The 22,305-nt window shown below is 57.2% G+C and carries 13 protein-coding genes and 2 tRNA genes; 3 read left to right on the plus strand and 12 right to left on the minus strand.

The genetic code is table 11. From position 1 onward, the window contains the following. Positions 1-13: 13 nt before the first annotated feature. From BBIA_RS04685 to BBIA_RS04725, 10 genes are all read right to left on the minus strand, one after another. A complete protein-coding gene (locus tag BBIA_RS04685; protein WP_033495284.1) occupies positions 14-1,402 on the minus strand; it encodes an FAD-dependent oxidoreductase in 1,389 nt (462 codons plus the stop codon). Positions 1,403-2,439: 1,037 nt separating this feature from the next. Beyond that, a tRNA-Phe gene (locus tag BBIA_RS04690) sits at positions 2,440-2,515 on the minus strand. A 49-nt stretch (positions 2,516-2,564) separates the two neighbouring features. Continuing rightward, positions 2,565-2,638, minus strand: a tRNA-Asp gene (locus BBIA_RS04695). A gap of 141 nt (positions 2,639-2,779) precedes the next feature. Beyond that, positions 2,780-3,730, minus strand: coding sequence for a DUF4190 domain-containing protein (locus BBIA_RS15180; RefSeq protein WP_051923786.1), 951 nt, complete (start codon positions 3,728-3,730; stop codon positions 2,780-2,782). A gap of 134 nt (positions 3,731-3,864) precedes the next feature. Next, positions 3,865-4,671 (minus strand): NUMOD1 domain-containing DNA-binding protein, encoded by an 807-nt coding sequence (locus BBIA_RS04705; RefSeq protein ID WP_033495286.1) that lies wholly within the window; start codon positions 4,669-4,671, stop codon positions 3,865-3,867. A gap of 16 nt (positions 4,672-4,687) precedes the next feature. Next, positions 4,688-5,764: a class C sortase gene (locus BBIA_RS04710; protein ID WP_081892019.1), complete on the minus strand. Its 1,077-nt coding sequence runs from the start codon at positions 5,762-5,764 to the stop codon at positions 4,688-4,690. 927 nt (positions 5,765-6,691) lie between these two features. Beyond that, positions 6,692-7,747, minus strand: coding sequence for a Cna B-type domain-containing protein (locus BBIA_RS13240; RefSeq protein WP_081892020.1), 1,056 nt, complete (start codon positions 7,745-7,747; stop codon positions 6,692-6,694). Between the two features lie 338 nt (positions 7,748-8,085). Continuing rightward, positions 8,086-8,340 (minus strand): hypothetical protein, encoded by a 255-nt coding sequence (locus BBIA_RS14150; RefSeq protein ID WP_156103669.1) that lies wholly within the window; start codon positions 8,338-8,340, stop codon positions 8,086-8,088. 119 nt (positions 8,341-8,459) lie between these two features. Continuing rightward, positions 8,460-10,121, minus strand: a complete 1,662-nt coding sequence (locus BBIA_RS04720) for a SpaH/EbpB family LPXTG-anchored major pilin (protein ID WP_035138067.1) — start codon at positions 10,119-10,121, stop codon at positions 8,460-8,462. 372 nt (positions 10,122-10,493) lie between these two features. Then, complete coding sequence (locus BBIA_RS04725) at positions 10,494-14,603, minus strand: SpaA isopeptide-forming pilin-related protein (protein WP_152600624.1); 4,110 nt, start codon at positions 14,601-14,603, stop codon at positions 10,494-10,496. Between the two features lie 1,195 nt (positions 14,604-15,798). On the opposite strand from BBIA_RS04725, the gene BBIA_RS04730 reads away from it, so the two are divergent. Both BBIA_RS04730 and BBIA_RS04735 read left to right on the plus strand, forming a co-directional pair. After that, positions 15,799-16,278: a hypothetical protein gene (locus BBIA_RS04730; RefSeq protein WP_152600623.1), complete on the plus strand. Its 480-nt coding sequence runs from the start codon at positions 15,799-15,801 to the stop codon at positions 16,276-16,278. Positions 16,279-17,857: 1,579 nt separating this feature from the next. After that, positions 17,858-19,102 (plus strand): tyrosine-type recombinase/integrase, encoded by a 1,245-nt coding sequence (locus BBIA_RS04735; protein WP_051923789.1) that lies wholly within the window; start codon positions 17,858-17,860, stop codon positions 19,100-19,102. A 238-nt stretch (positions 19,103-19,340) separates the two neighbouring features. Here the strand turns inward: BBIA_RS04735 and tet(40) are convergent, their stop codons facing one another. After that, positions 19,341-20,525 (minus strand): tetracycline efflux MFS transporter Tet(40), encoded by a 1,185-nt coding sequence (gene tet(40) / locus BBIA_RS04740; RefSeq protein ID WP_033495414.1) that lies wholly within the window; start codon positions 20,523-20,525, stop codon positions 19,341-19,343. A gap of 98 nt (positions 20,526-20,623) precedes the next feature. Further along, positions 20,624-21,916, minus strand: a complete 1,293-nt coding sequence (locus BBIA_RS04745; protein ID WP_236037015.1) for an integrase catalytic domain-containing protein — start codon at positions 21,914-21,916, stop codon at positions 20,624-20,626. A 231-nt stretch (positions 21,917-22,147) separates the two neighbouring features. Between BBIA_RS04745 and BBIA_RS15275 the strand changes: the two genes are divergently transcribed. After that, on the plus strand, positions 22,148-22,285 hold the full coding sequence (locus BBIA_RS15275; protein WP_476512675.1) for a DUF6019 family protein: 138 nt from the start codon (positions 22,148-22,150) through the stop codon (positions 22,283-22,285). Positions 22,286-22,305: the final 20 nt, after the last annotated feature.

Here is a 22,305-nt window from a genome sequence, read left to right on the forward strand (position 1 = left end):
ACCCGCCGGTCGGTCAGCTTTCGGCCACCGCCTGAATCGCGACCGCGCCGACGAAGTTGACCGGCTGACTGAAGTTCGGCTGGAAGAACAGGTCCGCGCCGGCCAGATCGTCGATCGTGAACCCGGCCTGAATCGCCACGGACACGACGTTCGCGGCCTGCGAGATGTCGTGCTTGGACAGGAACTGCGCGCCAAGGATGCGCCGCGTGTCCGGATCCCACACGAGCGTGGCCGTCACCGGCGTGGTGGTGAGCATGAAGTCCGGGCGATAGTCCTGCACGAGCGTGGTGGAGCGTGCGGTCAGGCCGCGGCGTTCCACACCGCCCAGAGTGAGTCCGGTCGCGGACATGGCCAGATCATACAGCTGCACCGCGCTGGTCGCCTGCGTGCCGAGGTAACGCTTGGTCGGCGCGACGATGTTCTCGCCGACGAGCAGGCCCTGACGCACGGCGTTCGTGGCGAGCGGAATGTAGTCGTCCTTGCCGGTCGGATTGTAGTGCACGGTCGCGCTGTCGCCGGCCGCGAACACGTCGTTGAGCACCGTGCCGTCCGTCAGCGAGGCGCGCATGTAGTCGTCGACGATGATCGCGCCGTTGCCGATCGTGGCGAGCTGGTCGGCGAACAGCGCGGTGTTCGGGCGGAATCCCGCGCCGAGAATCGCTACGTCGGCCGTGTATTCGCCCCGCTCGGTGACGACGGTCACGCCGGAACCGTCCGCGCCGTCCGAACCGGAGGCCGGGCGGAACGCGACGACCTTCTGTCCGAGCGCAAGCGTCACGCCGTGATCGGAGAACGCCTGCTCGACCTGATCGCTGATCGCCGCGTCGAAATTGTTCGCGAGCACGCGCGGCAGAGCGTCGACCAGCGTGGTCTTGACGCCGATGTCGCTGAACTGTTCAGCCAGTTCCGCGCCGATGTAGCCGGCGCCGATCACGACCGCGGTCTTCGCGCTCTTGGCGCGCTCCTTGATCGCGAGCGCGTGCCCCCAGTTCTTGCACAGCATGACCGCGCCGTTTTCGAGCGCCGCGTCGAGACCGTCGATCGGCGGGATCACGGGCGCGGAGCCGGTGGTGACGACCAGCTTGTCGAACGCATAGTCGGTGGTTTCGCCGGTTTCGAGATCCTTGGCGGTGAGCGTCTTGCCGGTGACGTCGACGCCCAGCACATCGTGGCGCATGTGCATGGTGGCACCGGCTTCGGCGAGCGCGGCGGGCGACGAGTAGAACATGCGCTTGGGATCGGAGACGTGGTCGCCGACCCACAGCGCGATGCCGCACGAGAGGAACGACAATGAATCGTTGCGTTCGAAGACGTGGACGGTCCAATCGGGGTGATGCTGGAGGATGGATGTGGCGGCGAACGTGCCGGCGTGCGTGCAGCCGACGATGGCGACGGTGGTCATGGAAGCGCTCCTTTGCTTCGGTTCAGTCAGTTTAGGCGACATTGTCAATCCACCATTGTGCCATTGATCCGCGGACGGGCCTGCATGCGGCGGTTCACGGCGAGTCGGCATATTCGTTTTCACCAAGCCAAACCCCTCATCCCGCCGACTCTTTGCTATTAAATGTGCAGAGTAAATAGCTCTTCGCGTTTTGGTGTGTAGAGGGCTGTTGGTTGATGGTGTGTGGCTGAGGGTGTGTGCATGGACGGTATATGTGCGCGGTTTATGACCGTGCTTAATGAACCGTCTATGCCCACGCTCCTCGTAATGAACCGGATATGCCCACGATTATCAGATTAAATGATCCGCTTTCACCCACACTCGGTACGGGTTCGGTCTTTGAACCGGTTTCCTGTTGTGGATAATGATCCGTCTATGCCCACACTCGGTCTTGGATGACGCTGATTCACCGTGCCCGTCGGACGTAGTGTGGGTGAAAATGGTACATTACGGGGTTTTCGTATTGTGGCTGCGTGTAGGCGTCCTCTGGTGGTGTCGGAATCACGCTGTCGCGTGATGCAGTGTTGTCATGGGATTGCGCGGTGGTGCAATCCCGGCATCGCGCTGCCGCGCCCGCATGTGTTCAACGCACTATGATGCTGGCGGAGCCTCGGCCCCCTCGGATAGGCCGAGCTGTGAAGAAAACAGTCCAGTGGACTGTTTTTAGGCGAGGAGCGAGCGATAGCGAGCCAGCAATAACGCTCGCGAAGCGAGTCCATAATTGCAGGACGCTGTCAGCCGCAGGCTGACTGGGGGAGCGTCGCGGCGCCACACGCCGCCAACAAGCACAGCATCGCGCGACAGCGCGATTCCAATACTTCGGACTGCACCCGGAACGCATAACTCATACATGGTAAACACTCACGCCGGCGGTAGATCGAAAAGTATTTGTAAGTAAATGTGGTGAGTTTATGGTGAGTCAGGTGGTTTATGGTGAGTCGGCTCGGAATGCAAGAAACCCCGCATGCCTTGGAAACATTGGCTTGCGGGGTTATCCGTGGTGGCTCCGAGCGGCATCGATCCGCTGACCTAACGATTTTCAGTCGTTCGCTCTACCAACTGAGCTACAGAGCCAGAGAACAGTTGAAAAAGCCCGGAAAACCGGGCAACTTCACCATTCCAGCGACCCCGGCCGGACTTGAACCGGTGACCTCCGCCGTGACAGGGCGGCGCTCTAACCAACTGAGCTACGGGGCCGTGTTGTTCTCGCTTGCGTGAGGCAACGAGTAGATATATTACATGATCTCAGGCCTTGCGCAAGTTACGGCGTGTCGCGCTATTTTCCAACGTTTTGAGGGCCATCAAGCGGTCGGGCGACAACCGGGAAAATCGTCCGTTTCACCCAATCATCGCCGCCGTGCTGTAATCGCCAACGTTCCCATAGCCGTCGATGCTCGGGCGCGTGCCGTACTTGCGCAGGTAGTCTTCCATGTAGTCGTCCAGATCATCCCACTCGTAGCACTGCCCATCCAGCTCGGCCGCGCAGTCGGTCGTCACGTCTCCATAGTCGCCGTAGCCACCGTTGTCATCGGAGTAGCCGTAACCGTCGCGATCGTAGACGGCGTAGTCCATGGCCTGTCCGAACGCGAAGACCGCGATCATGATGACCGCCGTCAGCAGCGCCGTGGAGATCGCGCCCACGACGATGCCGGCGATTGCGAGTCCCTTGCTTTTTTCGCGGCTTTTGTTGATCTGCACGAGCGCGATGATCGACAGCACGAGTCCGACGGGTGGGATCGGAAACGCCAGCACGAACCCGACGATGCTCAGGATGTTCCAACGCTGGTACGACGGCTCGTCATACGCCGGATACCAGCCCGGCGCCGACTGTCCGTACGCCGGCTGGCCGTATGGCGACCGTCCGTACGGCTGTTGCCCGTATGCCGACTGCCCGTATGACTGTCCATATTGTTGTCCGTATTGCGGCGACTGACTATAAGACTGACCATACGCCTGCCCGTACGCCCGCTGCCCGTATTGCGATTGGTCGTTCTGCGGCTGACCATAAGGCTGCTGTTCGTACGCTGATGCCGCGGACTGCTGCCCGTATGCTTGGCCGTATTGCGACGACTGACCGTACGCCTGCTGTCCCGACGCCTGTCCGTATGCCGCCTGTCCGTATGACGACTGCTGCCCGCCGGACTGCGACTGAGACGACTGTGACGGCGACTGATACGACAGCTGGGCCGACGCTGGCGTCTGGAAATAGCCGTTCGAATGGTCGTTGTTGCCGGAGTCGTCGGTTCCGTTGCCGTATGGCGTTTGCGGCGATGCATTGTTCTCACTCATGGTTTCAGCTTAAACGCCACCGCCACCATTCCGACCCGGCAGATCTCCCGGCGGATCTCCCGGCGAACATCCCAGCACACATCTCGACAGACCCCGGCAGACCGCATGACCACTATCCCCCACCCAAAAGCGCGTCAGTCGGACGCCCGAAGCCCATCCCCCGACTCGTGAAGGATGCGCCAGCGATAGCCGAAGGCAGGATTCCCGGCCCGTGCCGCGGCGCGAATCCTCGCCGCCACGGTCACTACGGACAGTCCGACGTCGAGGCTGCGCGCCGCGGCCTGCGCGGACCGGTGTTCGCCCACCACTTCCCCGGTGTGCGCGTCGCACTGTTCGAGCCGCATGAGCTTCAACCGCTTGTCGCGCAGTACGGGCGTGCGCTTGTCGGCGTATTTCCACCAGTAGCCGCCGACCGGCCGGCCCGCGTCGATCGCCTGGATGATGGAGTTCGGATACGCGATTCCGACGGCCTGCGCGGCGTCTTTGACGGATTCGTAGCGTTGGAGCACGGTGCCGTCGCGGTCGAGCCGGCAGATGCCGCGCTCGTGTCCGATGCGTTTAGTCCATTTGCGGAGCGGCCGTTCGTCGCCGCGCCGCCGCCATAGCCAGCCGCCTGCCGGGATTTGCCGAGAACATGCGGTGCCGATCGATTCGGGCAGTACGCCGACGGCTCGCGCAGCGGCCGGATACCCGTCGTATACGGCTTCGACCTTGAGCGTTTTGGGGTCGATTTGTTCGACGATAATACCCGCGCCGCCTGTGTCGTCGGGGTTTTTGAGCGTGGTCCATGTGCGGCCGCAGTATGCGGTGCCGTCGCGCAGCGCCTGTTGCAGGTTTGCGAAGGTGGCGTCGGGGTGCCCGTGTTCGGCGAGCCATGCGACGGCTTTGCGTATGCCGCGGAATTGGCCGATGGTGCCGTCGGGGTCGTGCATGTACAGCATTGCGTTCCCCTGCCGTTTACCGCGATTCGTCGAAGAACGACGTCCAGTCGTCTTCGATGTTGGCGTTGGTCGTGTTGCGTTGCGTGATGTTGGGGTTGGTGCTGTCTGCGGCGATGTTGGGATTGTCGTATTGCATGATGTCGGCGCTGGCGTTGGCGCTAGTGTTGATGTTGCCGGTCGTGGCGTTGGCTGCGTTGGATTTGGCTGGTTTGCCGGTGACGCCGGTGGAGTGTCCACCGCGTGGGCGACGGCGGCGTACAACCAGCCAACGGACAAGGATGATGCCAAGGATGAATACGGTTGCCGCAACCGAGACGATAGCGGTCGTGTACGTGCGCACCGGAGTGTCATAGTCGGTCGTATCCGGCGTCTTCGGATTCGGGATGCGATGACCGCGCACGAGGAGCCTGTGCGTGTTCACCCCGTACGGAGTACAGGTGACCACGGTCGCATAGTCCTTGCCGTCCTCGATGTTCAGATTGTCGAGTTCATTCGGGAGAACGACGCTGATCTTGTCGACCTGATACGTATAGGTTTCATCGAGGACGTGGAATGCAAACGTATCACCCTTGACCAACGTATCGAGGCCCGTCAGCAGCTTCGCACTCGGCAAACCAGTATGACCCGACACAACAGCATGCGTGGTCGCACCACCGACAGGGAGGGAACTGCCCTCCAAATGACCGATCGCGATCTGGAGCACACCCTCATCCGTACCGTGATAGACAGGGAAACGCACCTTCAACTTCGGGATCGTGACATACCCCATGATGCCGGTACCCGACACGTCCAATATCGACTCGTACTCCTTCTTCTGCTCATCAGTCAAACGCCAACGATCCGCAATAGACGGCAGCTTCGCGTTGTATTCGCGGGCGGCTTTGAGCATCTCCTGCTTCTTTGCCTTGCTCAGGTCTTCCGTCTGCTCGATGTAGGTCGCCACCGCGCGAGACTGATGCATCCTATTCCACCAATCCGCCACCGACGGATACGCGAGAAGACCAATACCAACCACGAGGACCACTGCGAAGAACACGGAAATGATCGTGGAAATTATGTCAATCGGCCTACGCTTCCTACGTTGTACAGCCATCACCGGTTCCTTTCCACGAGAGATCGAGTTGAGATACGAGAGAAGACCTTCCCCGACCGTCGGAATAGGAGTAACGAACGATCGGGAAAGGTCTGTTTTGTGTTATACGGGCGATGGGATGGATGAGAGATCACAAGGATTCACGAGGTGAAGAGAGGTGAGGAATGTGAGTCCTCATGCCCATTCATGCCATCAAGTCTTTGGTTATTTGTTCCAGACTCACGTCTAGAACGGGAACTTCCACCACGGTGGAGGTAGTCCCGCGGTTTGGTCGAAGATCAGTTTCCGGCGCACGATTCCGGGCACTAACTCCAACCTTCACCGCGGGAAGCATTACATTGAGCTGATTTCAGGTAATAAGAGCAGCGGCTTCGAGCTTCGCGTTGGAATCGCACTACGTGCGATCCTGTGTTGTCAACGGCCTGTCGGCCGCAACCGCTCCGCGCAACAGCATCGCGCTCACGCGCGATACAGCGTACCCAGCGCCCTATGGCCGCAAACGCTCGCATCGCTCGCGGTATTGAATCACGCTGTCGCGTGATGCATGGTCATCGGCAACGCCGTCACGTTGCAAACACTCCGCTTGCGCTCCGTGTACCGGAATCACGCTGCCGCGTGATGCCGTGTTGTTGGTAGCACTATCGTGCTGCGACGCTCCCCCAGTCGACCTTCGGTCGACAGCCCCCTCAGCCGAGGGAGCCTGCCAGGCCACCACAACCACTCCGGTTATTGAAGCTCAACCTCCAACCCAGAAATCCTCCTGAAGCTGGCGGAGCCCCGGCTCCCTCGGCTGAGGGAGCTGGCCGCCGCAGGCGGACTGAGGGAGCGTCGCGGCACGAAGTGCCGCCAACAAACAGCATCGCACGCAGTGCGATACCATGCGCGAAGCGCAAAACCACCGCTCTGCTACCCGAATCAGCACACTCTTCAGTTATTCGCCTTATGCCTACGACGGACTCGAAGCACAGCCAAGCCGGCACCCGACAAGCCAATCGCACAAGCCACGGCAGTCGTCACATTCGAACCAGTCTCAGCAGGAGGAGTCCTCGACGGAGGCGTACTCGGCGGCGGAGTCTTCTTTTTAGGAGGATTCGGCGGCGGATTGTACGTATTCGTGATGATAGTTTCATCAGACTCACGATCCACGAGAACCGTGTAATGCTCAGCGACTGTCTTCTCTACGATCCGATACTCATGATCAGCCGGAAGACCGGACCACTCGTAAGTCCAATCGTTATCCGCATTCAGCTCGGCCTCTTTATAGACCTTGCCGTCTTGCAGCAATTGGACGATCACCTTGGAAGGACGATTCGACTCAGCATCGTTCTTCCACACCTTGGTAACCTTCTTCTTCACCTTCTCCTCAGTAGGAGGAGTAGGCGGCGGAGTCTCCCGCGGAGAACACTCCGTCTTCGACTGCAACGTCACATCCATAGAGCCGGAGTCCGAAGGAAGAACCACTAAAGTAGCCGACGACTTGCAAGTGAGCGAGTCACCGTCATACGCGTCAACCGTCACCAGATACAATCCCCGCGACAAACCCTCAAACACCGCAAGACCAGTAGAGTCTGTAATGTGATCAGCCTGCGACTTCAAGCTGTCGCGGGAAATGTACCCGGCAAGAGTTTCAGCCAACTGACGAAACGTCTCCGAATCCGCACCGTATACATTCCAGTCCACGGAATACTCCCTGAACTGGCTCGTAGGCGCGAACCCGTCATTCGACGCATTCCAATCAGCCACATGAAAAAGATGAGCCTGAGCCCCAGAAATCGGAGCATCATCATCTTGGTAGTTCACCGTGATACTCCCCTGCCCGTCCGCCGCGTACGCGGTAGGCATAGGAAGCAACACAGCAAAACCCGTTAAAAATAAGGCTAGTGAGCAGACCGCTGCAAGGACACCCGTCACCCAGCGCGCCCCCAGCGCTCTCACGCCACAACCACGAACAACATCGTGGTCACCGTTTGCGTTAGCCAACATACGTCTCCCCACAGTGACTCATCAAGTATTATTTTTTAGACTTATTTTTTAAAATCAAAAAAATATCCCATAGATCTTTCGAGTAATTCACAATAGAAACACTAATAATAGATCCAGAAATATAAGATATCAATTCATTTCCGCCAGATATAGAAGAAAGAATAATAACACAAACAAAAAGTATCGGATAAAATAACACTTTCCTAAAGTCAACTTTGCCAATAACAGATTCTTTTATTATAAAAACAGAGATTAGATAAAGAATACCTTCAATTAGAGAAAATAAAACAGCGGCTTCATATTTTATATCACCGTTAGAATAGCAGTAAAAGACAATACTAGCCACAAAAAATAGGAAAGAAAAACCGCCGAAAATAAAATTTGGTACCGCCAGCATTTTTCTCAACAAACGCTAAAGCTATCACAAAAATAAGAGACACCGCAAAAGATACGCGAGTAACAACACTTAAAGAATCAGAATTATGTTCATAACCCAGGAAAGAAGAGACGCAGAAAACAGCAGACGAAATAAGAGCAAGTACCCCTATTACAAAACCTTTTGTATCATTTTTAAAGAAATCTTTAACACTCATCTTAATTTCTTTCAAAGATAGAAAACATATTATTTTTGAGCCGTTCCATACGACGAACGGAGCGGCTCAAAAAGATAAATGACTTTATTCTCAACAAATAGAGACTGTCAAATCAATGCTTAGCGGCGGGAGAAGCGACGACGCAGGCCAAACCACAGGCCAGCAGCCACCACAAACGCACCACCAAGCGCGTAGAGGATCACGGTACCCATGCCACCAGTCTTCGGGAGCTCGGAACCCTTCTTGTTCACGACGTCGGTGGACACATCCTTGGACGACACATCGATCGTGAAGTCGTTCAGATTGTTGCCATTGAGGTCCTGAATGTTCAGCGCGGTCAAGGTGCGGGCCGGATTGCCGTCATCCTGGGTGTGGGTGGCGACGATCTTGAACTCGATCGGGTCGATCTTGTTGTAGGTCGTGTCAGGGGCCTCGTCCTCGACGAGCTTGTACTGGCCGTCATCCAGACCGGAGAAGTCGAACGAACTCAGAGCATCCTGCTGAGTGTACTGCTTAACCGGGGTAGTACCGTAGGAAGACGTCTTGTGATCATACTTGTACAGGGAGAAGGCAGCACCCGTCAGAGGATTCGTGCCGTCCGTCTTGTTGACGGTCAGCTTGAACGTGAACACGATGACCTCATCAGGAGGAAGAGTGCCCTCACCAGTGCCGTTCGGGTTGTTCGAGTAAGTCAGGTCAACCTTGTTCGGGTTACCAGCGGAACCGACCTTGGCGAAATCGTTCAAGGTCGCGGTGTACTCAATCACAATCTTGCTGTCCTTGTCGATCGTCGCACCCGTGATCTTCTTCAGGTCGTCGCTCGTCGGAGCAAAGGTCAGAGAATGGCTCTTCTTGGTTTCCTGGCCCTTCGTAATGGGCATATAGGCGGCTTCCTTGGTTTCATCGGTCGGAGTGTACTCGGTCGGACCGGTCACCGTAAACTGGTTGGTCACCTCCACACGCTGCTCACCGTTCACGACGTACACCTTCGCGCTGTTCGCATCATAGGTCAAACCGGCGGAAAGAATATCAGTGAACTTGTAGGTGTAAGTCGTATAGGAATCGTAGTTGGACGGAAGAGTACCAGTCAGCTGGTAATCAACCTTGTCGTTGATGTCATGATCGGCGGAATCCTGCCAATCAGAGGTATCACCAGTGGAATCGTTAGTATCCTTAACCTTCTTTTGAACGGTCGGAGCCTCACCCTTCGGCTTGGCATTGACATCATTGGTGATCTTCAGGATATAGTCCGTATACGCGGTAGCGCCGGTCAGGGAATTGTCCTTATCCTTAATCAGGTAATAACCCGCGGCAAGACCAGTATTCGTGTATGTCACCTTACCATCTTTATCCGGGGTACCAGCCTTGAATTCTCCTGACTTCGTCGAAGTCAGATTATTCGCAACGACTTTGGCGAATGCCTTGGCCTCCGTGGAATCATCCTTATACTTGGCCAGTTTCTCCGCAACACCGGCAGCTGTAGTAACACCCTTAAAGACATTACTGTCGCCTTCACCAAATGTCGTGTCACCCTGCAAGGCGGTAAGGATAGCACCGCCATTCACGCCGGAACCCCACTGGATGTTCGTCAACGTCTTGTTATCAGTGCTCAGTTTGCCCGAGAACACCTGATACGCTTCATACGTATGATTCTGGTCAGCCTGTTCGATAGTCAATGTATACGTGTCAGCTGCCATGGCAGTAACAGGGGCCACCAAGCCCGTGAACAGCATCGCCACGGCCGCGAGAAGACCCAACAGGGCCTTGCCTAACTTCTTCATGATTACTCCTTTGAGTGATCTTCCTTGATTTGGATTGGGTTAAGTTATGAAAACTTGTAGAGGAGGCGGGAGATTGGGCGTTCCTTAACACCCGTAGGTTTCCCTGCCTAGTTCTGTTGCTTTTGGAGGATTTCTGGGTTCGTGGAGTGGTGAACGCTCCCCCACCCGGCTCCGCCGGGAGCCCCTCAGCCGAGGGGGCCGAGGCTACCGCCAGCATCAGAGGATTCCTGAGTTATTAAGGAGCGGAGGCGGCTCGCCGTAGGCGAGCTAGCAACACTGTCTCGCCGTAGGCGAGGCCGCGCCGCGACAGCGGGGCTCCTTCAACGAATGACAGGGAAGGTTATGGAGGACCTCCCTTCGGGGAGAGACGATTCATGAGCGACGCCTCCTTGCCATGAAGGCCAGGCCGAACGTCGCCACGAGGACGGCGATCACGCCGGAACGAAGGAAGACGGACGTACCCTCACCACCGGTCGCGGGAAGCTCCACACCCGGCTTGTTCGGGATCTTGTTGTCCTGGACCTTTTCCGTCGGCTCGCCACTCATCGGCACGATGCCGGAATCAGACACTGACACATCTCCAGGCCCATCAGCGTCGGACTGCACCGCAGCAGTCGAAGTCGCAGGACGGTAAATCTGCACTGTGCCGTCCGTCGGATCCTGATCGATCGTGAACGTGTACTTCGTGGTCGACAGGTCATACCCATCCGGCGCCACCGTCTCCACCAACTCGTACGAGCCGAACTTCAAACCGGTCAGCTTGATAATGCCGTCGGCTTCGTTCTTCACGTCGCCGGACTGCTGATCGGTGTTGCTCACGTCGGTCAGCTTCTTACCATCGCACGTAGGTGTGTTGTCGGACTTGGTCGCGATATCACCGTTGCCGTCAACCACGCAGTACGTAGCAGCACTGTCCGTCGAACCGGGAGCCGGCGTGAACGTCAGCTTCCACTGCGCGCCCTTCAGGTACGTATCAGCGGTCGGGTTCTTATCCTCCGAACTCACCTTGTACCACGTGATCTCAGTCGGCGTATCACCAATCGCGTTGCCAGTACCCGGCTTCAGATCAGTCTTGAATTTGCTCTGGTCCGACACATCAGCTTCGCTTGGCCAGCCGCCATCCCATGTCACATTACCGTCATCACCGATCGTGAACTGGTAGACGGTCTTGTTGAGCGTGTAACCGTCCGGAGCAGTGATCTCGTGCAGCAGGTACGTGCCCGCGTTAAGACCATCGACCTTGAACTGGCCGGCCACCGTATCGATATCACACTTCATGCCCGGCGTCACCTTGTTATCAGCACCAACCGTGCCGTCCTTCGCAGTGCACGACGCAGCCTTCGACTCATCGGCAACAGTCAACACATCCGACCGACCATCCGCCGACACGTCATTCGCAACAGCATCCGCAACGGCGTCCGACTCAACAGCATCATCAGCAACCGACTCATCAGCCGCAAGACCATCCGCACCAGAGACATCAGTCTGAGCCGACACGTCACCAGCATCCGCATCAGCCGATTCAACAGACGACCCGTCAGCCGACTCGTCGGACTGCGCCGACACGGTCCCGTCATACGCAGCAGCGGTATCAGCCGTGGTCGATGCGACGCACGCGGTCGGGACTGTGGAACCGGTCGAATTGTTGTACAGTTCCACCACCTGCACCGCATTGCCGGTGAACTTGAAGTTCGACGTGGCGGTCGTGTCCGGCTTGTACCAGTTGCCCGAATTCTTATCCGTGCTGTCATGGAACACGAAACCCTTACCACTGGTCGCCTGCGGGATCGTCACGGCCACATAGTCGCCGCACGTGCGATTCATCTTCGCAAACGTCCACTCGGTGCCGTTGTCGTAGTACAGGTAATAGTTCGACCAGTTCACCAGCGTCTTCTTGAAGTACACGGTGGTGCTCGGCGTCGAAACCGTGAACGAGACGGTCTTGTTGCCGGCCTTCGCGGTGATCACGGCCGAACCGAGACCGTGCATGGTCACGGTGGCCTTCGCGCCGTTGGATTGTGTGGAGACCGTGGCGACGGACTCGTTGCTGGTAGACCACGCGATCGGGACGGACGGGGTCACGGCCGCGGTGAAGTCGAGCGAACCGTTCTGTGCGACGGTGAACGACGCGTTGTTCTGCACGTCGTTGTTGCCGGAATCCTTGACCGTGAAGCTGGTCACATTCGCAGCCTTGACCGTGATTGTCACGACGCTGCTGCACACGTCCGGGTTAGAGACGGAGCAGGCCTTGACGTAGACGGTTGCGTCCTTGTCGCTTGTGCCGATGACGTCGGCACGCAGGTTGTCGGTCTGGCTCAGCACGGCAGCGGTTTCGTCGGTCTTCGGGTTGCCGGAGGCTTCAGTGAACGTCCAGGTAACGTGCTGCATAGCCTCGGTGGGATCGACCTTGGCGGTCAGCGTGGCCTTGTAGCTGTTAGTTGCGTTCAGTTCGGTCGAAGTCGACGTGACGGTCACGCCGGTAGCCGCGTTCACGTTGTCTTCAACGTTCCAGACCTTCGTCTTATCAGAGCTGTCCTTCGCGGCGATCTGCCACGCTGAGCCAGCAAGCGGCTTGTACGTGCTGTCGCCTTCCGCGGTCTTCTTCCACGCGACCTCGTGACCGGCAGACTTGTTAATAATCGACTTCTTCGTGTTGTCAGTCTGATCGGTGTAGATGTCAGCGTCACCGAACACCAGATTGCCACTCGCATCCTTCGTCACCGACTGCGTCACCTTGACAGCCGTATCCGAAGCATCGCCGGTGGCAGCGTAGTAAATGTTCGTGTTCAACTGGTAGTCACTGTCACCAGTCGCGACTTCCTTGATGAAGTAACGCGCATTCGGCTTCAGGCCCTCGATCTTGAACGCGCCGGCAGCCTGATCCTTATCGGCGAAGTCATTATCCTTCACCGCGGTATACAGGGCGTTCTGGCCGTTCACGGCGTCGTCGTACTTGCCGTACACCGCCCACGTGGTGCCGGCGAGAGCGGTGCCGTTCTCATCCGACTTGTTCCACGCGATCGCGGAGCAGGATTCAGTGTAGGAACCGTTCCACGGGAAGTTGTGACGCTCCTGGTCCATGTCGATAACGGAAGCGGAATCACCCTCTTTCGCGCCAGGCTGATTCCAGTTCCATGCCTTGTACGGGTTGTACATGGAGAAGTCACCCTCCGTGTACACACGGCCGTTGGTGGAAACATGGGACTCGAAGTTGCCGGTCGTATTCAACGGATCCGCGCCATTATTTCCAGAGCTGGCATTACCGATCACGATGATGCTGCCCAGCATGGCGGCAGACGGATCGTCCTCAGTCACCTTGCCATTCGTATCCTCGTTCGCGACGCCACCGTAAATAGTGAGATTGTCAGTGTCGTGGAAGTTCCACAGAATCTTCTGCGCAGCCTTCGCATACGCAGCTTTTACCTCATTAGTAGCAGCATCGGAATAGCCATCGGAGATCTCCGTACCATTCCAGTAGAACTTCCAACCAGTATGGAACGTAACATCATTCTGATCATCCTTCACATTCACCACAACGGATGCCGTATCAGCAATGTTATTGAACGCGAATGCGACGCCACGGTAACGAGTGCCCTTCCACGTATCGCTCAGATCACTAGCGTTAACAGTGAACACTTCCATCGAAGGATTGTTCGTACCAGTGAACGTGATGAGCTTTTCACGGTTTTTGTACGACTCGTTAGTAGCAATTCCCTTACCAGTACCGTACTTAGTTTCGTCGCTGTACTTGAAGTCGTAGCTGATCTTGCTGGTGTTGGAAATGTAATGGTGACGAGTCACTGTCGTCGTATCAGCTTCACTGATCGTAGTCTCACCAGTAGCGGTCTGGGTTGCAAGCGGGGCGGAGATATCTTCGACGACGTAGTCCTGATAGAAAGTATCCTCGGAAAGGTCCTTCTCAGTTGCAGTGCCATTGTCTTCGGTCTTGACGGAAACCTTGCTCAGATCGCCGTCATTCCACTGCAGGGATGCCTCACCTACCGTCTTGAGCGCGCCGGTCGATGCGCCACCCCACACGCCTGTATCCGTTCCTGCGATCGAACCCTGGTGGTTGTAGCCCATGATGAAACCTGGCCTACTCCACGCCTTCACTTTCGCCGTGGTGCTCGCACCAGCATCGATCATCGTATTACTGTTGCCACCGACCACCAGTGCGGTACTACCATTTGCCGGACGGAACTGCGAACCAAAACCAGCAATGCCAAAACGAAAAGCACCACCGGAGACCTTATCGGACCACGAGTTCTTGAGTGGATTCAACAGCAATTTGCCGTTAACCACAGTCAAGCCTTCGGCTTCAACGGCGTAGGAACCGTACGGGCCGGTTGCATTCATCAGGTTGTTGGTGGTGCTGTTGTTTTCGGTGGAGTTTGCCGGGCGCTTGCCGACGAACATATCGCCACCAACCCATGTGGCGGCACCGGTATCACGGTCAGAAGAAGGATTTGCCTCAGTACCCATCGACTGCTCAGTCGGTGTGCACAATGCACCATCCGCAAGCTGACCATCATTCGCAGCATACGCAGCAATGGGAGCGGTAATGATGCCGGCGAGAGCGGTGCCGAACATCATGGAGACGGCGAGGGCGGACGCCGCTAGTCGCTTAGCGTATACCCCCCCCCGCTTCGGGGTGCTCAAGAATCCCGCTCATCATTGACCCTTCCACCGGCACGTGTCTCGGGCGGCGAGCCTTGGGCACGGGCAGGCGATTGCGCTCTCTGGACCGGAAACCACCTGCGGTTTCCGAGTGCTGTTCGTTATGGCCGAGATGCGGTTTGCTTACGTTTGCTGAGCTTATGGCTCATTTCCCTTGCAATCGTTATTGCAGTGGAAAGGCTTACGTTTACTAACCTCATCTCTTGTTTCGCATAGTACTTTGCAAACATATTCATTGCAACCGGGCATCATTCATGCAAGCAAAAAGATAACGATACCAATGCCGGAAAATCAGGGATTCCCCAGGTTTCAAAACCGGCGTGTCGCGTCCATCATTCGGAAATCAACATCACGTCATCGCAACGCGCGTCGCACCGAACTCGCACATGCGCGCAATCTCGCGACCATGCAGCATCGGACACAACATCGGACACAACATCGAGCGCACCATCAAACGCACCATGGGCACGAATCATGCCGACACTACTATCAGGCATTCGGCTCATCACCAGACAATCGAACACAAATGCATAGAGGCCGCCGAAGCAGCCCCTAGCCCAACAGCGATCATAAGCCCGCCGGCTTACGCTCGTCGCAACATTCAGTGTACGCGCAGCAAGCGCCTCACACGCTGAAAACACGGGCGAGAACCACATCGAAGACTTCATCAAAGCAGCGCAGTGACCGCATATGGACGAATACGGATTGAGACGCCCTGCCGTCCAATGTATACAGAACTATTCTCAATCTGGAATAGTTCTGTATACAATGAAATATGGCTATCAGAACGAATCGGACGCTGCTCACACGACGGGAAGCCGCCCGCCGACTCGGAGTGAGCGAGCGAAGGGTCAGCGCGCTTTGCGCCGCAGGTCAGCTTGAATCTCTTTCCGTGGGTGGTACCTCGCTGATTACGGAGGATTCCGTACGCCGCCAAGCACAATGGCAAGGGGCGGATGGACGCCCTTATTCACCGGACATAGCGTTCGGAGCGCTATACATGCTCAGCGGACTCGACGCGCCATGGCTGAGCCGACAGCAACGGTACCGGCTCAAAGGCTACCTGAGACAGATGGATGCTGAGAATCTGACTCGTCTCGCGCGCAGGCGTGCGACGACGGTCGAATACTGGTGCAGGGATTCCAACCTCGCCAAGGTCGAAACCCTCATTCATCCCTCCGCCGCCACCGGCACATTGGCGGACTCATTCCAGTTGACCGCCACGGACGTGGTGGAAGGCTACGTCACCGCCGATGCTCTAGATGACGTCATTCAGCAATGCCGGTTGAAGCAGGGGACGACACCGGTTCGGGTGCGGCTCCACATCACCGATAATCTCCCCTTCGGTGAGGGGGCGATGCCTCTCGGCGTATGCGCGGCCGACCTGGCCGAATCCAACGATCCGAGAGAACGCCGCGCCGGCCTGAAAACCCTCCAACAGCTGATCGATGACCACCACAGCAAGGAGCATCAGACATGATCCCGATAATCCACAAAGAGGAGGGGATGGAAGATAGATTCCATCCCCTCCCAAGGTCTCACGCCATCTGCAAGGCAATCCATCCCGTCTTCACGTGATGGCGACACGGCCTTCCGCATTCCAGCGGTTTCGCCCGGCCAGTGGACTACACCTTCCTAACGGTTCAAAGCTTGCGCCCGTGAAGGTATCCGGCAGTGACCTAACAAGCCAACTCCGCCAATCCAGTCGGAAACAAACCGACCAAGAAGACCTCATTAAGCTTGTCCCTACGCATCATAGCCAATATGGACATGAGCACGAAGCCGCGTACATAATGCAAGAGCACGCATCCTGCTACACTAAGCACTGTTAAAAGCCGCCAATGCCTCTCACCGAAGCACACTAGGGCGGCATTTGTATTGCTGCCTCCAACGGCAATCGCAGAAGCACTCGGCCCACTCCCCTCTGCAGGAAGCGGGCCGGTGAAAACAAGCCGATAGGTCATGCCTATCGAACATCGTCAGCCTATCATCAGAAAAAGAAAAAAGGCGGATGGACCCGCGGATCCATCCGCTTTCTGGGAGACCGCTTCACGCTACACAAAGCCGGTCGAGTCATCCCTCGTTCATGTAATGAGCCATAATAGCAAAACCACCGGCCCAAAAGATTCGGGGGTCATCCTAGCCACCTTAGCCAACTTAGCTTAGCCAATACAGACAGAAAATCGTTGATGTTATCCATTCAACCTTTGCTCCCCAATCGAGCTCTTCGTATTTTGGCGTGTAAGGACTGTTGACCGATGGCGTGTAGCTGAGAGTGTGGGCATGGACGGTATATGTACGCGGCTTATGAGCGTGTTTAATGACCCGTTTATGCCCACGCTCCCGTATATGAACCGGATATGCCCACGATCATCACCACGATCATCAGACCAAATGATCCGATTCCACCCACACTCGGCACGGATCCGATCTTCGATCCGGTTTTCTGATATGGAAAATGACCCGTTTATACCCACACCCGGTATTCGACGGGACCGATCCGTCGTGCCTGCCGGACGTGGTGTGGGTGGGAACGGCACATTTACACACCAAAACGCGAAGAGCCCCATTATGGGCTCTGGGCTCTTTGCACAGTGGCGTGGTTGAGCTGTGTGGCCAAAATCCGTCCAAACCAAACTCAGCCAGAAAACGAAGAAGCGCCGGAACCCGCAGGTCCGGCGCTTCTTGTTGGTACCCCCAGAGAGGGGGATATGGTCCAGCGCCATACAGGTCCATCTCCACCACTCCGGGGGCAAATAGGTTCATTTTCATTTCTTACAAAGTCAATCATAGCAACGGTTCCCGCTTCCTTCCAGTAGACGCGCAAGCGATGTTGCTCCTTAGCGTCATCTTCATGCGGCTGATGGTCGAAACGACCTGTGACGAGTGATCGAATCATCCTAAACCCCAATGATTGCAATGCCTAAGGTGCCGTAGGTGCATTTTTAGGTGCAATGGCTCGCCGAGGGCCCATTCGGCCACTTGGTGGCATTTTTGGTGGCATTTTTCCGAAGCCGTTATGCGTGCCATCGATCCTGGATTCAGCAAGGAGCATCATCATGTCCGCAAGGACGAAGAAGGACAGTACAGGGCCGTCGCCGGTGCGGCGGAGCAGGTTCGGCACCGTGACGCCGCGCTACGATACCGCAGGCAATCTCGTCGCCTGGCAGGTTCGGTACCCGGACCCGAAACGACCGGGCAAGAAGGTCCAGCGCCAGTTCAAGCCGGACATGGAGCACGAGGCGCACCAGTGGCTCGAAGAGGAACGGCATCTGGTGGAACTGGACCGCAAGAACATCCAGGAATGGGTCCATCCGTCCGAACGCCGCCGCAGGAAGCGCGCGAACCTTATCTCGTTCGAGGAGTACGTGACCCGGTGGGCGGAAGGATACCGGCTGCCGAACGGCGAGAGGATAGCCGGCGGCACGCGCCGGAACCTGTATCTCGACATCGCGCACTTCATGCCGGGCTTCAAGGGCAAGCTCCTGACCGAGATCACGCCGAAGGACATCAAACGTTGGTACGATGCGCCGCACCCCGAGGGGCAATGGGCGTTCCGCCGCTCATGCATGCGCCTGAAGGCGGCGTTCGCCAGCGCCACGAAGATGAGTATGGACGGCTCCCCGCCGCTGATCCGTGATAACCCGTTCATTCTGCCCATACCACCCGCACCGCGATCCGCCAGGGAGGACGTTCCGCCGGTCACGCCGCTGGAACTCAAACTGATCGCGGAGAACATGCCCGACTACACGAGACTGGCGGTGATACTCGCCACGCTCGTCGGAGGCCTCCGTTGCGGCGAGCTGTGCGGCCTGCAGGTCAAGGACATCGACCTGAAGGCCAAACGCCTGACCGTGCGCCATTCCGTCAACAGGGGCTATACGGATTGCGGTTCGACACGCATCGCCAGGACCAAGACCGACTCCAGCCGACGCACCGTACCCATCCCCGACGGGCTCGTTCCCCTGATTCACGACCATCTGCTCAGACACTGCGAATGGACGGACCAGGAAGCCATGGTCTTCCGCCCCAGACGAGCCTCGGTGATGAGCCAGACCACTTTGGAAGCCCAGTTCCGCAAAGCCAGGGAGAAAGCCGGCCGACCCGATCTGACCTTCCAATCCTTGAGAGCGAGCCATGCGACCCTGCTCATGCTCAAGGGCGGCACCCTGAGGGAGGTCATGGATGAACTCGGCCACGTCAGCGAGAAGGTCGCCATAAAGCACTACCAGCGCATCGTCGCCCAGCATCGCAACCAGATCGTCAACCAACTCGCCGAAGACTTCATCAAAACAGCACAATGAATAAGACATCGATATAGGTACAGTGTTTGCCAAACCCAACAAAACACAGTTGGAAGAGCACCCAATATGCCGTGAGTCAATGCTCATGTACGGTAAAGTATCACAAGAAAATTATGTCGAATTGACAGCCGCCTCCGCTATACCGAATAAGGAAATAAAGAGTCCTCAAATTTTGCGCTACTAAATGAAGACGAGCGGAAGTAATCTCCCGCTCGTCAGTAAACTTAACTATGCCATATCAATCCCGCTTCTTTCCCGCCACCGGCACTAAGAACAGCGCGGGCAACAGCAGGAAAGCGGTACAGACCAGCCCCCAGGGTATGGACACCTGCTGGGCTACCAGCCCCACAATAGGCCCGCCGATGATCTGCCCGAAAGAGTCCAGCTGTCCGCTGGTGGAAAAGACTGTGGCGCGCATTTTCTCATCCACTTGGTCGTTCATCCAGGCGGCCAGCACAGGCTCCTTGATGGTGCGCATAAGCCCCGCCAGCAGGAACACCAACAACATGAACCAAAAGCTCCGCCCCACCGCGAAGAGAACCAGGCACAGGATATACCCGGCGCTGGTGGACATGGCCACACTGGTTCGGCTGACAGTCCCTTTTTTCTCCATGCGGGCGATGAGCAACTGAGAAGCCAGAATACCTAAGCCGCTGCCGATAAGACTGATAACACCGAACCAAGTGACGCTGTTCAGCGGCCCGATAACGGGTATTACCGTGTCATCCAGAAAATGAGCGGTGGAGAGCCGGTCAAAGCCTTCACTGGCAAGTCCCCCGCATAGTGTGATTGCTAAGAGCGCCAGCAACACAGGTGCGCCTTTCACAAAGCCCAGGTTGAGCTTGAACAGGCAGACAAAGTCTTTAAGCAAGCCCTGCCGTTCCTCAATAGCAGGGGAGAAGTTGGTTTCTGGCATGATGCGAACCATCACCAGCCCCAACAACAAGCACAAACTGCCCCCCAAGATGATAGGCATTTGCAGGTTTATGTTTCCCAGCAGTGTGCCCAGCACCACGCCCAGAACGCCGCCGATTTGCCCCATTTGACTGCCCCGCAGGAACACCTTGTCTATGGGTTTGTCCTCTTCCTCCGAGGCAATCCACGCCTCCAGAGCGCCGGTGATGAAGGTATCACCGCAACCCCAGACAACCTGGGCCAGCAGAACCGGCGCGAACCACGGTAGCGCACCCTCCATCAGAAAGCCCAGGCCGTAGAGGAACATTCCAATCAGCACCGAGCGCCGACGGCTATACAAATCCGCCACCACACCGGTGGGCATCTCGAACAGAAAGCAGGAGGTCTCCAGAACCGTCCCTACCAGGACAAGCTGGAAAGCATCCAGCTGCACCACCTCCAGGTGGTACACGATGGAAAGCACTGTGGACATAGAAACCGCCAGGGAACAGACAAATCGGAACAGCAGGTAGACAGAATATGCCTTTGAATTTTTAGCCGAGGTGCCTCATTTGAAAATGAGCGCGTAATCCGGAGTGGTGCCTCACCTGTGGTGAGCGTGAAATCCTAGTCCGCGTCGGCTTGTGGGGTTTCGTCGTCTTCCGGTTCGACGCCCGCGATCCGGGCGAGCGTCTTGTTCAAGTATGCCATGTCCGGGCCCATGCGTCTGGCCAGCCGCGCGGTGCGCGGTGCCGCCAGTGCTTCGAGCCGGTCCTGGATGTCGTGGATGCGGCGGACGAGCTCGGCCGGGTTCACGGTCGCGAGCGTGTGTTCGATCTCCTCTCGCTTGTCGTCGGGTATGAAGCCGGGGCCGCCGGCGGCCCTGTCCGCCTCGTCGAACTCCTTGAGCCGCTCCCACGGGGTGCGTGGTGCGTCGTAGACGCGGCGGGGACGGCCGTCCCGGGTGCTTTCGCGCGCGACCGGCTTCTTGGACGGGGTGAACAGGTTGGCCTTGACGCGCACCAGCTCCCATAGCTCGTTGAGCAGGCCGAGCTCATCGACGGTGTACCGGTAGTAGAACGCGTGGCGGCGCACGACGTGGTTGTTGCGGGACTCGACGGTGGCCTGGTCGTTCTTCCTGTAGGGGCGGGAGCGGGTCTGCTCGATGTCGCGCTCCTGCAGCCAGGCGATCAGGTCGCGGTTGATGAACTCGCTGCCGTTGTCCGTGTCGTAGGAGCGGATGCGGAACGGCAGACGGGCCTCGACCAGCGCCTCGGCCTTGGAGAGGTTCGCGAACGCGTTGTTGCGGCACGACGCGTTCTCGGTCCATCCGGTGGCGACGTCGACCACGGTCAGGGTGCGGCAGAACTCGCCCCTGACGCTCGGCCCGCAGTGGGCCACGGTGTCGGCCTCGACGTTGCCGGGCAGGCCGTCCAGCTCGTCGCCGGCCTTCCTGATCGTGATCGAGTTGCGCAGCAGCTCCCCGGCGGGCCGGGTAGTGGAGATGCCTCTGGGCCGTGCCGCGTCGCGCGTCTTTTTGAGGTACCGGTCCATCGTGGCCGCGCTCATCCGCTCCAGCTCGCGGAACGCGAAACCGTCCCAGTCGGCGAGCTCGCCGTGCGCGCGCAGCATGGGCATCCACAGGGGCAGCATCGCCTTGAGGTACTTCGCGCACGGCGCATCCATCATCAGCCACACCTGGACCAGCAGCTCGCGCGACTGCTCCGAATACCGCTTCGGCCGCTCCGCGGGCGACATCGACGGCCTGCCGCGCCCGGCTTCCGTGAGTCTGCGTCTCGCGGTGCTCCTGCCGATTCCCAGCACGGAGCACATCTCATCGAGGATGCGTCCCTTGTCCTTCTTCGACGCCTTCATGTATTCATCCCTGAATCTCAGGGTGACCTGCCGCTTCGTCGCCATGCTGATCCTGTCTTCCATAAGACAAGCCAAACAGGACCGATACCGTTCGCGCTCATTCCCGATGAGGCACCACCACACCCTACGCGCTCAAAAAACGTGAGGCACGTCGCGGTAGAATTGTTCACGAGTTTTATGGTATAATTTGAATACGAAAATTAAGCAACAAATCGGAATTGACAGAGGTAATGAAATGTTTGAAGAATTAGGAATTAGTTTTGGCACAGCACTATAATCGTCTTACTTGCATTATATTTTATAATTAAGTGGGCGGTCAAAAATGGAATAAAAGAAGCCTATAGGGATATTACAGGGAAAGTCACTACCGAGGATATTGAGGCAGAACAAATATGTAACGAAGAGGAAAAATAGTTAATAAAGAGAGGTGCATA

Source organism: Bifidobacterium biavatii DSM 23969 (assembly GCF_000741165.1).
GTDB lineage: Bacteria > Actinomycetota > Actinomycetes > Actinomycetales > Bifidobacteriaceae > Bifidobacterium > Bifidobacterium biavatii.